The organism is Vibrio mytili (assembly GCF_000830505.1).
In the GTDB taxonomy this organism is placed as follows: Bacteria; Pseudomonadota; Gammaproteobacteria; order Enterobacterales; family Vibrionaceae; genus Vibrio; species Vibrio mytili.
This window is the reverse complement of sequence record NZ_JXOK01000049.1, coordinates 131,585-149,801: the sequence shown is the minus strand read 5'-3', so window position 1 is coordinate 149,801 and position 18,217 is coordinate 131,585. Positions and strand designations below refer to the sequence as shown.

Annotated in this window: 14 protein-coding genes and 2 pseudogenes; 11 read left to right on the top strand and 5 right to left on the bottom strand. The window is 46.1% G+C overall.

Features of this window, described 5'->3' with window-relative positions; all coding sequences use genetic code 11:
• The first annotated feature begins 46 nt into the window (after positions 1–46).
• The 8 genes and pseudogenes from xdhA (at position 47) to SU60_RS12940 (ending at position 8,564) form a co-directional block, all read left to right on the top strand.
• Positions 47–1,459 (top strand): xanthine dehydrogenase small subunit, encoded by a 1,413-nt coding sequence (gene xdhA, locus SU60_RS12970; protein WP_041155869.1) that lies wholly within the window; start codon positions 47–49, stop codon positions 1,457–1,459.
• Entirely contained in the window at positions 1,452–3,848 is a 2,397-nt protein-coding gene (xdhB, locus tag SU60_RS12965; RefSeq protein WP_041155868.1) for a xanthine dehydrogenase molybdopterin binding subunit, read from the top strand. Before xdhA ends, xdhB begins: the two co-directional genes overlap by 8 nt.
• Positions 3,832–4,728: a xanthine dehydrogenase accessory protein XdhC gene (gene xdhC, locus SU60_RS12960; protein WP_041155867.1), complete on the top strand. Its 897-nt coding sequence runs from the start codon at positions 3,832–3,834 to the stop codon at positions 4,726–4,728. Before xdhB ends, xdhC begins: the two co-directional genes overlap by 17 nt.
• Complete coding sequence (locus tag SU60_RS22650; protein ID WP_280806721.1) at positions 4,725–4,940, top strand: 2-oxo-4-hydroxy-4-carboxy-5-ureidoimidazoline decarboxylase; 216 nt, start codon at positions 4,725–4,727, stop codon at positions 4,938–4,940. The genes xdhC and SU60_RS22650 overlap by 4 nt, the downstream gene beginning before the upstream one ends.
• 65 nt (positions 4,941–5,005) lie before the next feature.
• Positions 5,006–5,215 (top strand): annotated as a pseudogene (locus tag SU60_RS22645) (2-oxo-4-hydroxy-4-carboxy-5-ureidoimidazoline decarboxylase); the annotation flags it as partial.
• A complete protein-coding gene (gene uraH / locus SU60_RS12950; RefSeq protein WP_041155866.1) occupies positions 5,212–5,535 on the top strand; it encodes a hydroxyisourate hydrolase in 324 nt (107 codons plus the stop codon). The pseudogene SU60_RS22645 and the gene uraH, both read left to right, overlap by 4 nt.
• 106 nt (positions 5,536–5,641) lie before the next feature.
• On the top strand, positions 5,642–6,874 hold the full coding sequence (locus tag SU60_RS12945; protein ID WP_041155865.1) for a urate hydroxylase PuuD: 1,233 nt from the start codon (positions 5,642–5,644) through the stop codon (positions 6,872–6,874).
• 283 nt (positions 6,875–7,157) lie between these two features.
• Complete coding sequence (locus SU60_RS12940) at positions 7,158–8,564, top strand: uracil-xanthine permease family protein (RefSeq protein WP_041155864.1); 1,407 nt, start codon at positions 7,158–7,160, stop codon at positions 8,562–8,564.
• 110 nt (positions 8,565–8,674) lie between these two features.
• On the opposite strand, the gene SU60_RS12935 is transcribed toward SU60_RS12940, so the two are convergent.
• The 3 genes from SU60_RS12935 to hisC form a co-directional block, all read right to left on the bottom strand.
• Entirely contained in the window at positions 8,675–9,067 is a 393-nt protein-coding gene (locus SU60_RS12935; protein ID WP_041155976.1) for a ribosome recycling factor family protein, read from the bottom strand.
• 178 nt (positions 9,068–9,245) lie between these two features.
• Complete coding sequence (locus SU60_RS12930; RefSeq protein ID WP_041155863.1) at positions 9,246–10,019, bottom strand: ABC transporter substrate-binding protein; 774 nt, start codon at positions 10,017–10,019, stop codon at positions 9,246–9,248.
• 14 nt (positions 10,020–10,033) lie between these two features.
• Positions 10,034–11,125, bottom strand: coding sequence for a histidinol-phosphate transaminase (gene hisC, locus SU60_RS12925; protein ID WP_041155975.1), 1,092 nt, complete (start codon positions 11,123–11,125; stop codon positions 10,034–10,036).
• A gap of 148 nt (positions 11,126–11,273) precedes the next feature.
• Between hisC and SU60_RS12920 the strand changes: the two genes are divergently transcribed.
• Entirely contained in the window at positions 11,274–12,194 is a 921-nt protein-coding gene (locus SU60_RS12920) for a LysR substrate-binding domain-containing protein (protein ID WP_041155974.1), read from the top strand.
• Between the two features lie 43 nt (positions 12,195–12,237).
• Here the strand turns inward: SU60_RS12920 and SU60_RS12915 are convergent, their stop codons facing one another.
• Complete coding sequence (locus SU60_RS12915; RefSeq protein WP_041155862.1) at positions 12,238–13,104, bottom strand: LysR family transcriptional regulator; 867 nt, start codon at positions 13,102–13,104, stop codon at positions 12,238–12,240.
• Positions 13,105–13,278: 174 nt separating this feature from the next.
• Here SU60_RS12915 and SU60_RS12910 point away from each other — a divergent pair.
• A pseudogene (locus tag SU60_RS12910) lies at positions 13,279–14,468 on the top strand (adenylosuccinate synthetase).
• A 118-nt stretch (positions 14,469–14,586) separates the two neighbouring features.
• Here the strand turns inward: SU60_RS12910 and ppsR are convergent.
• Positions 14,587–15,420, bottom strand: coding sequence for a posphoenolpyruvate synthetase regulatory kinase/phosphorylase PpsR (gene ppsR, locus SU60_RS12905; RefSeq protein ID WP_041155861.1), 834 nt, complete (start codon positions 15,418–15,420; stop codon positions 14,587–14,589).
• Between the two features lie 339 nt (positions 15,421–15,759).
• Here ppsR and ppsA point away from each other — a divergent pair, with 339 nt between their 5' ends.
• Positions 15,760–18,129, top strand: a complete 2,370-nt coding sequence (gene ppsA, locus SU60_RS12900) for a phosphoenolpyruvate synthase (protein ID WP_041155860.1) — start codon at positions 15,760–15,762, stop codon at positions 18,127–18,129.
• Positions 18,130–18,217: the final 88 nt, after the last annotated feature.

Sequence of the window (18,217 nt, the reverse complement as noted above, 5' to 3'; positions counted from 1 at the left end):
GTTGACCATATGGACAGGTTTTTAATAATAATGAACAGAGGAAGTTATGCTAGAGCTCATGATTAACAATGATGTCGTTCAAGTGACATCAGCAAAAGCAGACACGATGCTTCTCAATTACTTGCGTGACGAAAGGCACATGACAGGCTCCAAAGAAGGGTGTGCGAGCGGCGATTGTGGCGCGTGTACGGTTGTTGTGGTTGATCTCGACAACGAACAACAACTGAATTATAGACAGATCAATGCTTGCATTACACCGATTCACGCTTTACATGGTAAGCAGATCATTACCGTCGAGCATCTAAAACAAGGCAAGCAACTCCACCCAGTACAACAATCGATGGTCAACCACCACGGTTCACAATGTGGCTTTTGTACACCCGGAATTGTGATGTCGCTGTATGCCCTATCGAAGCAACAAAAAACACCAGAGAGCCCTAAACAGTATCTATCAGGCAACTTGTGCCGCTGCACGGGCTATGGCCCACTGATTACTGTCGCTGACGAAATTGCTCAAAGCCAAATTGACGACCCGTTAAGTGCCAATGAAGCCGAAGTGAAACAATGGCTAGAGTCCGTTAAGTCTGTAGACGAACCGAATTATGCCCGCCCGCAAAATAGACAACAACTTGCGCAAGCCATCAAAAGCATGCCACAAGCAAAAATCATCGCAGGTGGTACCGACTTATCACTAGAAGTGACCCAACAGCATAAATCGCTTGCGCAACTGATCGATCTCTCTCACGTTGATGATCTGTTGACTATCACGGAAACCTCTTCGGGCTGGCGTATTGGTGCAGCCGTTCCGATGACGCAAGTACATCAGTTTTTTAAACAGCACTTCCCTACCGCAGATGAAGTGGTTGAGCGCTTGGGAAGCTTAACCATACGTAACAGAGCAACATTAGGTGGAAGCCTTGGTCATGCATCGCCTATTGGTGATATTGCTCCTCTGCTTATCAGTTTGCATGGTCTGATCGAGCTGGACGATGGTGAGGATAAAGTACTGCTGGCGCCAGAAGACTACATTACCGGCTATCGCCAGACCGCCCTTAAATCCAACCAATGGATCAGTGCCATTCACTTGCCTCAGCTGGCAAACAACGAACGTCATGCGATCTATAAAGTCAGTAAACGTTATGAAGATGACATCGCGACGGTCACTCTAGGCCTCAACATGGCGTTTGATGACAAACAGTGTGTGAGCCAATGCATCATTTCTGCTGGCGGTGTCGCTGCGAAGTCTGTTCGTCTGACTGAGCTTGAAGCCCTGTTTATTGGTCGTCCTCTTTCTATTTCTGTCGTGCAGCACGCGCAACATAAGGTGCCAGAGGTTATTAACCCGCTCAGCGATGTTCGAGGTAGCAATACCTACCGAATCAAGTTGGTTCAAAACCTGCTTAAACGTTTTTACTTAGCGTCTCAAAGCATTGAGACAAGGTTGGTGCACGATGCGTAAATTAACTCAGATTGAATCAGGACAAACCTTACTCCCTGAATCCAAACAAGTTGTAGGGAAGTCGTACAAGCACGAGAGCGCAGACAAACAAGTCAGTGGCGAAGCATTGTATGTAGACGATTACGCCACACCAAAAGGGTGCTTACATGCGGCCGTCGTTACCAGCACAATCGCCAAAGGCCACATTACGCAACTCGATCTCACGGATGTGGAACGTGCTGAAGGCGTCATCAAAGTGCTAACTGAGACTTTCATCCCAGGAGAAAAAGACATCGGCACGATCTTTAAAGGCGACCCTTTATTAACAATAGACAACGAGATTAAGTATTTCGGACAACCCATTGTTTTGATTCTAGCGACCAGTCATGATCTGGCTTGGAAAGCCGCACACCTCGCAAAGATCGAGTATGAAGAAAGCGATGATTTAGCGATGAGCTATTCGAAATCTGCTGTTCAAGATCACCTTTTACCCTCTCATCAGATGGGAACTAAAGTTGATCACACCGTCTTTGAAAAATCACCTATTTGTGTCGAGGGCAACATCCGTGTGGGTGGGCAGGAACACTTCTATTTAGAAGGTCAAGTTAGCCTTGCAGAACTCACCGAAGACGGGGGAATATTCATTCGCTGTTCAACTCAAAACCCATCTGAGATTCAAAAGTTGGTCGCCGAAGTACTGGCCATCAGTTTCAACCACGTCACGGTTGATATGCGTCGTATGGGCGGTGGTTTTGGGGGGAAAGAAAGCCAAGCCGCTCAGTGGGCATGTTTGGCCGCACTTGGTGCACATCACACAAAACGAGCAGTAAAAATGCGCCTACCTCGCTCTGTGGACATGACAAGTACGGGTAAACGTCATCCATTTTTTAACCGTTATCAACTGGCCGCAGACGAACAAGGCTTGATAACCGCTGCAAATATTGAAGTGAACGGTTTGTGTGGTCACTCACCTGATCTCTCAGACGCGATTGTCGACCGAGCCATGTTCCATGCAGACAATGCTTACTCACTCGGTCAAGCTTGTGTGGTGGGTAACAGACTCAAAACCGATATGGTATCTCACACTGCATTTCGTGGTTTTGGTGGTCCTCAAGGTATGATCGTGATTGAAAAAGCGATGCAAGAATTGGCGATCAAAACGGGTCAAGATTCGTTGGATATACGCTATAAAAACCTGTATCGAGACGAAGCGAACACGACACCATATGGTATGGAAGTGGAACAACATGCCGCCACGCTCGACATTATGCGTCAGCTTGAAGAACAGAGTGACTACCGAGCCCGTCGTGAAGCCATCAACGACTGGAACCAACGTCATCCAGTGCTAAAAAAAGGGCTGGCATTGACTCCCGTTAAATTCGGCATCGCTTTTACCGCCACTCACCTTAACCAAGCAGGCGCACTGATCCATGTTTATACGGATGGAACACTTCAGGTATCGCATGGCGGTACGGAAATGGGCCAAGGCTTGCACACCAAAATCCAGCAAATTGTTGCCCAGTCATTCAGTATTGATATGGCAAAAGTGTTAGTGACATCAACGCGTACCGACAAAGTTCCTAACACCTCACCAACTGCCGCGTCTTCCGGTGCCGATCTCAATGGTATGGCGGCACATAACGCTGCGATGGAAATTAAACAACGCCTACTGAATTTCGCGTGTCAGCATTATCAGGTGGAAGAAGCAGACATCGTCAATGGCACACTCGTAGGTATCGAATCTTCGCCTCACTACCAACACCCTGTGTCTTGGGCGGAATTGATTCAGCTTGCTTATATGAACCGAATTTCTCTCTCAGCTGCAGGTTATTATCAGACACCGAAAATCGGTTATGACCGCAAAAGTGCAAGCGGGCGTCCATTCTTCTACTTTGCACTCGGCGCATCCTGTTCAGAAGTCACGATCGACACACTAACCGGAGAAATGTGCGTAGATAAGGTTGATATCCTTCACGATGTCGGCAATAGCCTTAACCCTGCGATAGATAAAGGCCAAATTGAAGGTGCATTCATTCAAGGTCTCGGCTGGGTAACCACCGAAGAGTTAGTCTGGGATGATAATGGGCGACTGCTGAGTAACAGCCCAATGAACTACAAGATACCAACCATTGGCGATTACCCGAAACAACTGGCTATTGATCTGTACGATCAAGAAAACCCGGAATACAGCATTTATCGCTCCAAAGCAGTGGGTGAACCACCGTTCATGCACGCAAACAGCGTTTGGTGCGCCATTTATGATGCTGTTGCTTCTATCAGTGAACACCAATGCGCACCAGCACTGCATGCGCCTGCGACTGGCGAAGAAATCCTTAATGCTTGTGAGCACCAGCAACAGTGGCTGGCAGAGCAAGTAACTCAGGAGGTACCTTATGCTGTCGAAGAGTAATACCTATTTGTCCGATAGTTCTATGAATTGGTTGTCTGCGTGCCAACAGCTTGAACAGCAGGGCCAAGCATACTGTATTGCCACTGTACTGGCTTATGTTGGCTCAGTTCCACGCTCAAGTGGTGCGAAAATGGTGATTTCTTCTCAGGGACAATTCGATACATTAGGTGGTGGCAATTTGGAATACCAAGTGATTGCCAAAGCACGTGAGAACCTCAAGCTTCAGCGTGATGAACCACTGATTGAACGTTTCGCGCTGTCTGCCGATCTTGGTCAATGCTGCGGTGGTGCAGTGCAGGTGATGTTTGAGTTCTTTCAAACCCAAACTCCGCAAGTCGTGATTTTTGGCGCAGGACACGTATGCCAAGCGCTGACCACTGTGCTGCATGCGCTACCTTGCCATGTAAAAGTCATTGATAGCCGTCCGGAGTGGTTAGAACCGCTGTCTGAAAAAGGCATCGAAACCGAGCTACATGCTCACCCTATCGATGCGATAGAAGCCATCAAAGACAACGCATTTGTATTGATCATGACCCAAGATCATGGTTTGGACTTTGAGCTAACTCAACACACACTTGAAAGCCAACGATTTGCTTATATCGGCCTGATTGGCTCAGAGGGTAAAAATCAGCGTTTTCGATTCCGCCTTAAAGAGCAACTGACCAACGCTTCCTTACTCGACCAACTCACTTGCCCTATTGGTCATCCAGACATTACAGGCAAGCTACCCATGGAGGTCGCGGTCTCTGTCACAGCAGAATTGATGGCGCTATTTAAAACACAGCAAAAACCGTTGCCGAAAAATCGTGATCAAACAAACGAACACCAATGGCAGCAAGCCAACCAAGCACGTAAGACGATAAAGGAAAGCCATAAATGAGTGCAGCGAACCATGCGATCAGCTTGAGTAATGAACAATTAGAGCGAATTTGTACCAGCCAACGTTGGCAGCAAGCGATGATAGACGCCATGCCGTTTGATTCCGCTCAGGCGGTGTTCTCGGGTTTCGAAAGCGCGTTTGCCCAATTAGAAGAAAACGACTGGCTGGAAGCCTTCGCTGGCCACCCAATGATTGGCGATCTTAAAAGCTAGAAAAAAAATATTCACAGGGCAAAGACCTCAGCGAAAAAGAGCAAAAGAATGTTCAGCAAGCCTCCACAGAGGTGTTGCAAGAACTGCTGAACCTCAACCGAGAATACCACGATAAATTTGGATTCATCTTTATCGTGTGTGCCACCAACAAGACGGCTCCAGAGATGCTCGACTTACTCAAAGCGAGAATCAATCGTTCGCGAGAAGAAGAGTTACACCAAGCCGCGCTAGAACAACAGAAAATCAGTCAAATTAGGATGGAAGCCTTACTATGAAAAAACTCAGTTGCCACGTTTTGGATACAGCAAACGGAAAGCCCGCAACCGGTATTCAAGTACAGCTATTTCGTCTCAACGATCAAACTTGCCTTGGTGAAACAACGACAGACCAAGATGGCCGAGCGACGTTTTCCGAAGTCACTTTAGAAACGCAACACTACACCCTACGTTTTCTCGTCGCTCCCTATTGCGATGCGCAATTCGGCAGCACTTTTTTTCCGCTCATCGACGTGAACTTCACCGTAAACGACGATGGTAATTACCACATCCCTCTTCTGTTGTCTCCTTTCTCCTATTCGAGTTACAGAGGCAGTTAATAGAAGATCGGCTTGTTCTTAAGTGAGGCTACTTTAGCTTAGCCCGCAAAGCACAACCCAACATTAGCAGAATGAAGTTCAAGGATTTTAGTTAACAAGGAATATTATGATGTGGCCACAACTCTACGAATGGTTAGCCCTATTTATCAAATGGTTTCATGTGATCTGTGGCATTGCCTGGATCGGTGCTAGCTTTTACTTTACTTGGTTGGATAACAACTTAGAAACACCACCCAAATGGAAAAAAGATAAAGGTATCAAAGGCGATTTGTGGGCAGTCCATGGAGGAGGGTTTTACGAAGTTGCCAAGTACCAAGTAGGGCCGGAAAAAATCCCTGAAAAACTGCATTGGTTTAAATGGGAAGCTTACGCCACATGGCTAACAGGTAGCGCGTTGATGATTTGGATGTACTATTTCAACGCGCAAGCTTATCTGATTGACCCGCGAGTGATGGAGCTCACTTCGCTTCAAGCAGTCGGTGTCGGCGTGGGCGGAATTCTACTTGGTGTGGTGGTCTATGAAGCCTTAATGCGTTCGCCGTTAAGCCGTAATACATTGGCGTTTAGCGCTGTGCTACTTGCATTTGGTGCGCTATTTTTTTACGGGTTTACCCAATTATTTAGTGGGCGTGGTGCCTTTATCCATATGGGTGCTTTAATTGGCTCGATTATGGTCAACAACGTATTCCACAAAATCATTCCCGGCCAACGTAAAATGGTTGCACAAGTGACCGCAGGTGAAACCGTTGATCCGGCACCGGGGTTAGAAGGCAAACGACGCTCGATTCACAATAACTACTTCACCCTGCCCGTGATATTTTTGATGATCAGCAACCATTACCCAATGATTTACCAGCACCCGCTTAACTGGTTAATTGGCTTCTTTGTTCTGATCATCAGTGCTTACATTCGTCACTACTTTAACCTTAAACATGTTGGAAAAAATAAACCGAGTGTCATTCTTAGCGGTGCCGCGGCGATGTTAGTCTTAGCCGTTGCTGTAAGTTGGCAATCAACAAGTCGCAACGTGGTACAACAGACGGTCGCCAGTGTTGCGGAGAATTCAGCAGTAGCCACCTCGCAAGCATCGCTGACTGATGATCAAAAAATCGCAAAGCAAATCATCACGGAACGCTGTAGCCAATGCCACAGCTCTACGCCCACCGATGATATATTCAAAGTTGCACCGAGTGGCGCTGTCTTTGACAGCTGGGAAGATATCGAACGCTGGAAATCCCGGATTCTGGCCCGTTCTGTTGAAAGTGCTGATATGCCATTTTTGAATAAAACAGAAATGACAGAGGAAGAAAGAAAGCGTTTAAAAGAGGTGCTGAACTGATCGACCTCAGACGCTAACTGACCTATCATTCAGAGACTTATCGCCACCTATATCCTAGGTGGCTTTTTTATAGATGAAACCTAACTTAGCTAGATATTTAAGGTGAACAGTGCACTATATTGAATAAAACTGCACCATTTCGATACAAAAATGCCCACAGGATTTGAGAGCGGACAACTTAACCCCCTGTAATAACTTGACTAGACAGTCAAGAAACTTGTGGCACAAAGATTGCTCAATTGTATTCATAATAGGACACAATAATGAATACAAGGAAGTCAGTATGTCTCAACAAGAATCCAGCGACCTTATTTACGAGTTGGAAGACAAACCCAACACAGGCGCGGCACTTTATGCTGGTTTACAGCATGTTCTCGCAAGCTTTGTCGGCATCATCACCCCTACTCTAATTATCGGTGGGGTACTCGGACTGGGAGAGCATGTCCCGTATCTGATTAGTATGGCGTTAATCGTATCGGGCGTGGGTACGTTTATTCAGGCACGCCGTATCGGCCCGATTGGCGCTGGGTTAGTGTGTGTTCAGGGAACCAGTTTCGCTTTTCTCAGTTCCGTACTGGCCGCAGGTTTCATTGTTAAATCTCAAGGTGGTGGACCGGAAGAGATTTTGGCAATGATATTTGGTGTTTGCTTTGTCGGTGCCTTTATCGAAATCATTCTTTCTCAGTTTATCAGCAAACTCAAACGCATCATCACACCCGTTGTTGCAGGCATCGTGGTAACAACCATCGGTATTTCTCTTATTAAAGTAGGGATGACGGACTTAGCGGGTGGTTTTAACGCGCCCGACTTTGGTTCTTGGAACAACCTTGCTTTAGGGACAGTCGTACTCACGACGATCATTGTTTTAAACCGCTCTAAAAACCTGATGGTGAGGCTTTCTTCCATATTGATTGGAATGGTCTTAGGTTACGTCATCGCCGCAGCGATGGGGATGGTGAACTTTGACGGTGCATTCAATCAACCTTTGGTCAGTGTGCCGATACCATTTAAGTATGGCTTCGACTTTGACTGGATTGCCTTTGTGCCAATCGCTGTCATTTATGCCATCACAGCGATTGAGTCAGCTGGCGATATTACAGCGAACTGTATTATCACTAAACAGCCTGTTTCTGGTCCACAGTACTTGAAACGAATCAAAGCTGGCATTTTAGGTGATGGCGTCAATTCGTTGATAGCCGCTGTGTTTAATACTTTCCCAAACACCACGTTCAGTCAGAACAACAGCGTGATTCATCTAACAGGCATTGCGAGCCGTTATGTAGGCTATTTTGTTGCGTTGATTTTGTGTGTACTTGGCTTGTTCCCGCTCATCGGAGCAATCCTCACAACCATTCCTAAACCCGTCATTGGCGGTGCAACACTCGTCATGTTTGGCACCGTAGCAGCAGCCGGTATTAAGATCATCTCAAATGAAGAACTAGACCGCAGAAACCTGATGATTTTGGCTGTTTCATTCGGTATCGGATTTGGCGTGATGTTAGTGCCTGAAATTCTCGAAAGCATGCCTAAGATCATGCAAAGCGTATTAGGGTCACCAGTCACCGCCAGTGGTATTGCAGCGATTGTCATGACTTTAGTACTACCAAAACCAGAAGCCGAAAGTGAAAACCCTGAAGCTAAAAATAACGCGGCAAAAGGCCGACTGTCAAAACCCGCATTAGAAAAGTAAGCTGTGTAAAGTGACGTAGAAAAATATTTTGACCGCGACTCCGGTGATGAACTCATCATTTGGAGTCGTGCGTTTATTTATAAGGCATGGATTTGCAAACGCCTCGAGAACTAGAGCAATTCTGCTTCAAAACGCGCGCTACGAGCTTGAGCAATCGTACAATTGGTCTCAGCCATTAACTCAGCCAGGGTAATATTCGAGTTCTGCAATACTAAACGCACCAGTTTTTCTTCTAGCGGTTCCAGTTTGTCTTGGTGCGCTGACAAGCCAACTTCCAGTTTACTGATCATAAATCCGAACGCTTCTGACTCTTCCACGCTGAGGTGATCAAGCACCCTCTTCAAATTCAGAGCTTCACCAGAAATTTGCCAGTTTCTGGATCGCCGAATTCGCTTCAACTCACACCCTTTCTCCACCGCAATGACTTTCGCTCGCTTGGCGTGTTCCCCACCAATACGGTGGATCAACGAAGGCAATGGGATAGTTAGTGTATTTAAACTCATAGAAGGCTTACTACCAACAAACATGGTGAACCATTTTAGACGCTGCGTTTCGATTTTTCATCAGTTGAGCCGATTTCGTAATATCAATACGAGTAAAAACGACGCAAAAAAAGCCTACCTTGCTAAGCAAGATAGGCTTGTTCAATTCATCTCTTAGGTAAGCAGTGATAGTAAGTATTTACAACTCTTCACCATAAATATCAAAAGAGAAGTACTTCGCTGCGATCTTATCGTAGGTGCCATTAGAACGAATCGCTTTAATCGCTTGATTAAACTTCTCCGCTAATTCTTTATCTGTTTTGCGTAGTGCTAGCGCTGTACCTTCACCGATGTAGGCCTTATCTGTGACTGCTGCACCAACAAAATCAAAGCCCTGACCCACCTCTTTGTCCAAGAATGCCAGTGCAAGTTGATCCGAGTTGCCAAACGTGACATCCAAACGACCATTCGCCATATCAAGATAGACTTCATCCTGACCAGAATAACGCTTGATAGTGGCAACTGAGCCGAACTTGTCCGTCACGTACATGTCATGAATCGTACCGGTTTGCACTCCGATGACTTTGTCTTTCAAGCCCTCTTTGGTGATTTCAATACCGCTGTCTGCTTTCGCCACAAATCGTGCTGGTGTTTGGTAGTATTTATCAGTAAACAACACACGCTTTTTACGGTCTTCCGTAATTCGCATAGAAGCCATGATCACGTCGGATTTACGCGCAAGCAAACTCGGGATCAGGGAATCCCAACCTTGTGATACCCAAGTGCAGTCTAACTTTGCTTCTTTACAAAGTGCGTCAGCAATTTCAATATCAAAGCCAACCGGAGTCCCGCTCGCATCTTTATAGTTAAATGGCGGATACGTAAAATCAGAAGCTAAACGCACTTCTTTTGCCATCAAAGGCGTAGAAAGAAGTGCAGCGGTACAAGCGAAAACGCTAAGCAGTTTGTTCATGTGTGATGTCCCTATTATTGTTCAGTAGATGGTGTCAGTTCGCAGGTGTAACGACAAATTGCATGGGCCACCTCTTGCATACTTCGTTCAGTGCCAATCGTAATTCTGACACAGTTTTGCAAGCTTGGTTCATGGGTTTGATTACGTGTTACGATGCCTTGTTGACGTAAATATTCAAAAAGATCAACGTCCGGCAGAGTACGAATTAACACAAAGTTAGTATCCGAAGGATAAATGGTATCTATCCATTCAAGATGTTGAATTCTCTCAACAAAGCGTTGGCGAGATTCAATTAAGGTGGCGGTGTGGCTCGCTACCTTCTCCAGCCCCTCTGGACTTAAAGCTTGCAGAACGATTTCTGCAGAGCTGTCTGGCATTGGATAAGGTGGTATCAATTTACTGACAAAATCCATCACTGGTTGTTGAGCGATAATGAAACCGCATCGTACCGCCGCAAGACCAAATGCCTTCGACAAAGTACGTATGACGACTAAGTTTGGATATTGCTCAACCAGATCAACGATGCTTTGGCTCAGCTCAAACTCAATGTACGCCTCATCGACAACCACAAGCGCACTCTGCTGGGTTTGTTCCAGCACTGCTATCACCTTTTCACGACTCAACAACTGGCCAGTTGGGTTGTTTGGCGAACATAAAAACACAATACTCGCTTGTTCAGCGGCTTTAACCACACTATCCACGTCGAGCTCAAAGTCGGGTAAAAGCAATGGGCAATCGATGACTTCAACGGCTAATGACTCGGCGCAAAACTCATACATCGCATAAGTCGGGCTGCACGTCACGATGCCGTCGTTACCCGGCTGGCAAAACGTACGCACAAGTAAATCTATCGCTTCATCGGCACCACGCACCGCCAACGTGGGCTGTCGCGTTTGACAGTAAGCCTGATAAGCCGAGGCAATATCATGAGGCATAAAGTCGGGATAGCGATTCAATGGCGACTGATGAGGTTTAAACAATAAAGGCTCTTCGAGTTCGTTCGCGTTAAGCCATAAATGTCCCGTGCCACCAATACGTCTTGCGGACTGATATGGTATTAATTTTTTTATGTTCTCAGGAGCAAGCTTCTCAGCTAATGACATAATAACCACAACCTCTTACTGAATAAATAGTCATTACATTACGACTAATGTAAATTAAATATCTCTTTGAGTAATAAAGTAGTCAAAAAGCACTTTGGATTAAATCGAAATAAAGGCATACTAGCCATGCAAAAAATGCATGGGTATGAACATGAACACGAGACTTCCTTCCACAAAAAATCTGCAAGCCTTCTTAGCCACGGCACAACACTTGAATTTCACGCATGCTGCCGAAGCCCTCAATATGACTCAGGGCGCCATCAGTAGACAAATCCAGTCGATTGAAAGCTTGATGGGTGTGACTCTATTTTATCGTCAAGCCCGAGGCCTAGCTCTCACCCCAGAAGGCGAAAAGTTTATTCCACTAGCTGAAGATATTATTCAACGCTTACAAGCCTCGATTCGTGAAGTTATCGATAGCGCGAACCGAATCAAACTCAGCGCCCCAAGTTGTATCACTTCATGGTTACTCACCCATATTGCTAACTTTCAGCAAGCGTATCCCGATGTAAACATTGAATTAACGTCGACCACCAAACACCAAGTGATTCCTAATTTCGACAGCTTCGATCTGCTCATTACCTACGGCAAGCCCATTCGAAGCAGAAAAATGGACCAAGTCGTGCTGTTTGATGAAGTGCTTGCGCCAGTTTGCGCACCGCAATGGTGGGAAAACATGACGAAGAAAGCCCAGCAAGAAGGGTTAGATGAGATTGCAATTCTTAAGCGTTGTACTTGGTTACATGCGAACACCGAACAATCGGACTGGTCGATGTGGTTGGCAGCTCGCGGTCATCACAATATCCAAGGCAGGGGGAATCAAACTTTTGCTACATTAGACCAAGCCGTCAATGCCGCTGAGCAAGGGTTTGGCATCGCAATCGGCGACATCACCCTCGCCGCACAAGACTTAAAACTCAAACGATTAGTTCGACCTTTCGACAGTTATGTCGCGTCAGGTAACAGCTATCATTTGCTACTCCCCAAACATGAAGACAATACGATGGTCGGCAAGTTTGCGACTTGGTTATCTGAACAGAGTGCCCAGATAACCGCCGATATTCCTAACTAACGGCCATTTCTAAACAATAGATATTCCCAAACAATCAGTACGCCTAGCTGACTTCCGAGACATTCTCTCCTACCCAAAGCAACAACTGTTTGGCCGCTTTGGAGAGCACCTGATTCTGGCGAACAATATAGCCAAAATCTGTGTTAGGAAAGCTTGGCAACGGTGTGAGCACTCGCGATAGTTTAAGTCTCGGGTCGAGAGAAAAGTCTGGAACGATCGCAGTACCGAACCCGGCTTCCGCCCAATCTATCTGAGCTTCCACACTTCCCACTTCCATGACTCGATGCTTCGGCAGACCTAACTCAGGTAAGGACGCGTCAATCAACTCTCGAGTGCGCGTGTCATGACCTAACAAAATTAAGGTCTGGTTTTCCTGTTTGTTTTCCTGCCACTCAAAAATATTGTCGCCAAAGGCACACCAATGGATCTGCGTGAGGGGTGTAAAGTGCAATGGCTGGCTTTCTTTCTGCGCGATCACAAACCCGATATCTGCGCGAGCGCTTTTTACCAAGTCAACCGCCTGATAAGACGTGGTATTAAACAAGGCTAAATCAATCCCAGGGTACTCATTCTTAAACTTCTGGAAGGGCTTAATCAGTAACAAGCGCGAAACAATGTCACTGGCTGCAATAGACAGTGTCCCCTGAGTCAGATCATTGATTGCGTTTATATCAGACTGACAAATTTGTAGTTCATTCAGCATATCTTGCGCAGTGTACAGCAGTCGTTTTCCTGCCTGAGTCAATTGTACCGGGTTGCGCTCAATCAGTTTAGTGCGAGTCGCCTGCTCTAACTGCTTGATATGAAGACTTACATTAGGCTGAGTCATATGCAGCTCTGTTGCGGTTTTACCAAAGTGCTTCACCTCAGCTAGGGTGACAAAAGTGCGTAGCCAATTAAGATCCAACATGTTTTGCCACTCCTCATATGAAAACCTTATCAACTTAATCAGTATAATTAATTTCTCTTATCATGGCGAACACCTTAAGATTTTTGCATCAGTTTTTGGAGGGTAAATTATGTCGTCAATTGTTGTTGTAGGTGCAAACTGGGGTGATGAAGCAAAGGCCGAATCGTAGACTTTTTGGCAGAGCAAGCTTCTGCAAGCATTCGTTTCCAAGGTGGAAACAACGCGGGTCACACCGTGGTGAATGACCTAGGCACGTTCAAACTGCACCAACTCCCTAGCGGCGTATTTAACCCAGATTGTATTGCTGTTTTAGGTCCAGGCATGGTGATTAGCCTGCCCTGCTATCTCAGGAAATCGCAGAAGTCCAAGAAGCGGGCGTGAGCGTAAATATGCGTATCTCAGATCGCGCTACCCTGTGTCTTCCTCTTCACTCACTAGAAGACACACTAGAAGAACAACGCTTAGGCGACAAAGCATACGGTTCTACTCGTCAAGGTATTGCACCTGCATACGGTGACCGTGTGATGAAAAAAGGCATCCTTGTCGGTTGGCTACAACAACCTGAAGTGTTGGTTGAACGTCTTCAATTCATGATGGATTGGAAACTGCCACAACTTCGCGCGCTCTACCCTACGTTCGAATTCGAACAAACAGCCCAAGAACTCGCTGACTGGCTGTTAGAAGTGTCTGAACCTTGGCGCGACTCTATTTGTAACGTGACCTTGCCACTAAAAGATCTACAAGCACAAGACAAAACGTTGTTGTTCGAAGCACAGTTAGGCGCGGGTCGTGACCTTGTTTACGGTGAATACCCGTGGACAACCTCGTCAAACGTTGTGTCTATGTATGCTGGTATCGGTAGCGGTTTACCAGCACTTCGTCCTGAGCGTGTTATCGCAGTAGCAAAAGCATTCAGCTCATCAGTTGGCACTGGCACGTTGATCACAGCGATGGAAGAGCAAGACGCTTTCCGTGAACTCGCTGGTGAGTTTGGCGCAACCACAGGTCGTCCGCGTGACATGGGTTACTTTGACGCAGTAGCAACGAAGAACGGCGTAGAACTGCAAGCCGCAACTGAAATCGCGCTCACCAAAGTTGACTGTCTGACTGGCCTAAAAGATCTGAAAATCTGTGTCGGCTACGAAGGCGATCACAGTGAAAACCCAATTTGGCCTCAAACGGCTTCACTCGCACCAATCTACGAAAAAATGGAAAGCTGGAGTGAAGATATTACGGGATGTCGTCAATTTGAAGAATTACCGCAAGCTGCGCAGAAATACGTTCTGCGCATTGAAGAGCTAATGGGCGTTCCAGTGAAAATGGTTTCTGTCGGCCCAGGCCGCGAACAAATGATTATGCGATAAGTGATTATGCAATAAGACGTTAACTCGTCAGTTGGCAAGCGGCTTTTATCTTTTCCGGGGTAAAGCCGCTTTTTTTTGTGTCCCTTTCTCTGTAGAGAAAATTGGGCTGTCGAGACAGTTAAAATAATCGACGCTTCATGCCTGCCTTTTCTAATATACGCGTGGTAATTTCTTCTACCGACAAGGACGAGGTATTGATATAAGGGATTGCTTCCCTTCTGAACAGCGCTTCAACCGTATCCAACTCCAATTTACACTGCTCTTGACTGGCGTAATCACTGCCTGATAAGCGATTCTCACGAATTTCAGTCAAACGTTCTGGGTTAATCGTTAATCCAAACAACTTGTGCCGATAGATTTCAAATTCTGGTAAAAGACGAAGCATCTTCACGTCTTCTGCAATAAACGGATAGTTCACAACGCGCAAACCAAATTGCATCGCCATATACAAGCTCGTTGGCGTTTTACCACTACGAGAAACACCCAGCAGGATAATATCGGCTTGCTCCAAACCTTTAAGCGTAATGCCGTCATCATGCGCCAAAGTGTATTCGATTGCAGCGATACGGTCGAAATAAGTATCGGAATCTTTACCCACACTACGCGAACGCTGCAACTTAGGTTTTGGTGCCATCTGAATATCGTCTTGCACTTTTTGCACGATGCTTTCCAATACATCATAACTAAACGCTGGGGTAGCCAGCAGCATTTCCCGTACCTGTGGAACCACAATAGAGAAAAACACCAAAGGTTTGACACCATTTTGGCGATAGGAAGTTTCAATTTGTTTGATAACATCCAACGCTTTGTCTGGCGTTTCTACGAAAGGAAAGGTTTTTTCACTCGGAACAAACGGAAATTGACCCAGGACAACATGGCCCAATGTCTCACATGTTATGGCCGTTCCATCAGAAACATAGAACACATCACGACTTTGGTTATTTTTTTGCATTTTTGTTTAATATTTAAAATTCATTTGAGTAGGATGGACAACATAATATTAATAAATTGATTTGGCTTTCAGTTAGGTTCCCCACAGCTTTGAAAATTCCCCCGAATTTTTTTAGCCAGAATGTAATCGTTTGCCTTTGAACTCAACCTGGAACGTGACTGGTCGAAAATTGTGCTGTAAAAGTCGCACATAGTGAATTATGGGTTACTGTAACTCGTTACTCTGGTTACACAATCTGTTGTCACACTGTCTGTGAATTTTATAACGATATAGCGAGCGGGTACGTGTTTAGGTTGTTTTAAGTCCCCTACAAAAGCTGCAATGTTGCTGGAGAAAGACATGCAAAAGAACACCCTCTGGTTCAATGGTCTATCCATGAATGATGTCGACAAAGTCGGCGGTAAGAACGCTTCGCTTGGTGAAATGGTATCTAACCTTGCTAACGTTGGCGTTTCGGTTCCAAACGGTTTTGCGACAACCTCCTATGCGTTTAATCAATTCCTTGATTATGAAGGTTTGGATGAGCGTATTCACCAACTACTCGATGAACTGGACGTTGACGACGTGGACGCTCTGCGTAAGACAGGCGCTACAATCCGTCAATGGGTATTAGACGCGCCTTTCCCTGCGGATCTCGAACAAGAAATCCGCGAAAACTACCAAGAATTGGTTGAAGGTAACCCGGAACTTTCAGTTGCTGTACGTTCTTCTGCTACCGCAGAGGACTTACCAGACGCCTCTTTTGCTGGTCAGCAAGAAACCTTCCTAAACGTCCAAGGGATTGATGCGGTAATGGAAGCGACGAAACACGTTTACGCTTCTCTGTTTAATGACCGTGCTATCTCTTACCGTGTACACCAAGGGTTTGACCACCGTGGTATCTCTCTATCAGCCGGTATTCAACGCATGGTCCGCTCTGATAAAGCGTCGTCGGGCGTCATGTTTACGCTAGATACCGAGTCAGGCTTCGATCAAGTTGTTTTCATTACGTCATCTTGGGGCCTCGGTGAAATGGTCGTTCAAGGTGCCGTCAACCCAGATGAGTTTTACGTTCACAAACCAATGCTGGAAGCCGGTGCTCATCCGATAGTGAAGAAAACTTTTGGTTCTAAACAGATCAAAATGATTTACTCCGCCAACCAAGAGATCGGTAAACAAGTCGACATCATCGATACTTCGGATGAAGAGCGTAATACGTTCTCTCTCAACGATGAAGAAATCAAAGAGCTGGCAAAACAAGCGATGATCATCGAGAAGCACTACCAACGTCCAATGGATATTGAGTGGGCCAAAGATGGTATTGATGGCAAGCTGTACATTGTGCAGGCTCGTCCAGAAACAGTATGTTCTCAAAACGAGAAGAACGTGATTGAACGTTATGAGCTCAATAACAAAGCAGACGTATTAATTGAAGGTCGAGCTATCGGTCAACGTATTGGTAAAGGTCCCGTACGTTTAGTCGATTCTCTGGACCAAATGTCATTGGTTCAAGACGGTGACGTATTGGTGACTGACATGACAGACCCAGACTGGGAACCAGTCATGAAGAAAGCCTCTGCGATCGTAACCAACCGTGGTGGTCGTACGTGCCACGCTGCGATCATTGCACGTGAACTTGGCATCCCAGCAATCGTAGGTTGTGGTGATGCTACCAGCAAGCTGAGCGATAACACGACTGTCACCGTATCGTGTGCTGAAGGAGAAACAGGTTACGTTTATCAAGGCGACTTGGATTTCGAAGTGAAACGTTCTTCGGTAGAAGAACTGCCTCTACTACCGACCAAAGTCATGATGAACGTGGGCAACCCGGATCGCGCTTTCGACTTTGCACAAATTCCAAACGAAGGGGTTGGTCTTGCACGTCTTGAATTCATCATCAACAAAATGATCGGTATTCACCCGAAAGCGCTGTTGAACTTTGATGCTCAGAGCGATGAACTCAAAGCGGAAATCACGCAGCGTATCCGTGGCTACAACGATCCAATCGATTTCTACGTCAGCAAGCTAACTGAAGGCATTGCCACCATCGCGTCGGCATTCTGGCCAAAACGCGTGATCGTTCGTATGTCGGACTTTAAGTCGAACGAGTACAGCAACTTGGTTGGCGGAAAAGCATTCGAACCGCATGAGGAAAACCCAATGTTGGGCTTCCGTGGTGCGTCTCGTTACATTTCACCAGTGTTTGAAGACTGTTTTGAGTTAGAAACTCAAGCCATCAAACGCGTTCGTAATGAGATGGGTCTGAAGAACGTTGAAGTCATGATCCCATTTGTTCGTACGCCAAGCGAAGCCGCATCGGTCATCGACTTACTGGCAAAATTCGATTTACGTCGTGGCGACCAAGGTCTGAAAGTCATCATGATGTGCGAGCTGCCTTCAAACGCAGTACTTGCTGATGAGTTCTTGAAGTACTTCGATGGCTTCTCAATCGGCTCAAACGATATGACTCAGCTAACGCTTGGCCTAGATCGTGATTCTGGCGATGTTGCTCACCTATTTGATGAGCGCAACCCTGCGGTTAAAGTTATGCTGCAAATGGCGATTGACGCGGCAACCAAGGCTGGCAAATACGTGGGTATTTGTGGTCAAGGTCCTTCTGACCACGAAGATTTAGCCGAATGGTTAATGGAACAGGGCATCAGCTCAGTGTCGCTCAATCCAGATACCGTAATTGATACATGGCTGCAGCTTGGCAAAGTAAGCAAGTAATCACTTAAGCAATTCTCTGGTAGAAAAAGCCAAATAGAAACAAAGCCTTCAAACTTCGGTTTGAAGGCTTTTTCGTTTTATCTTTACG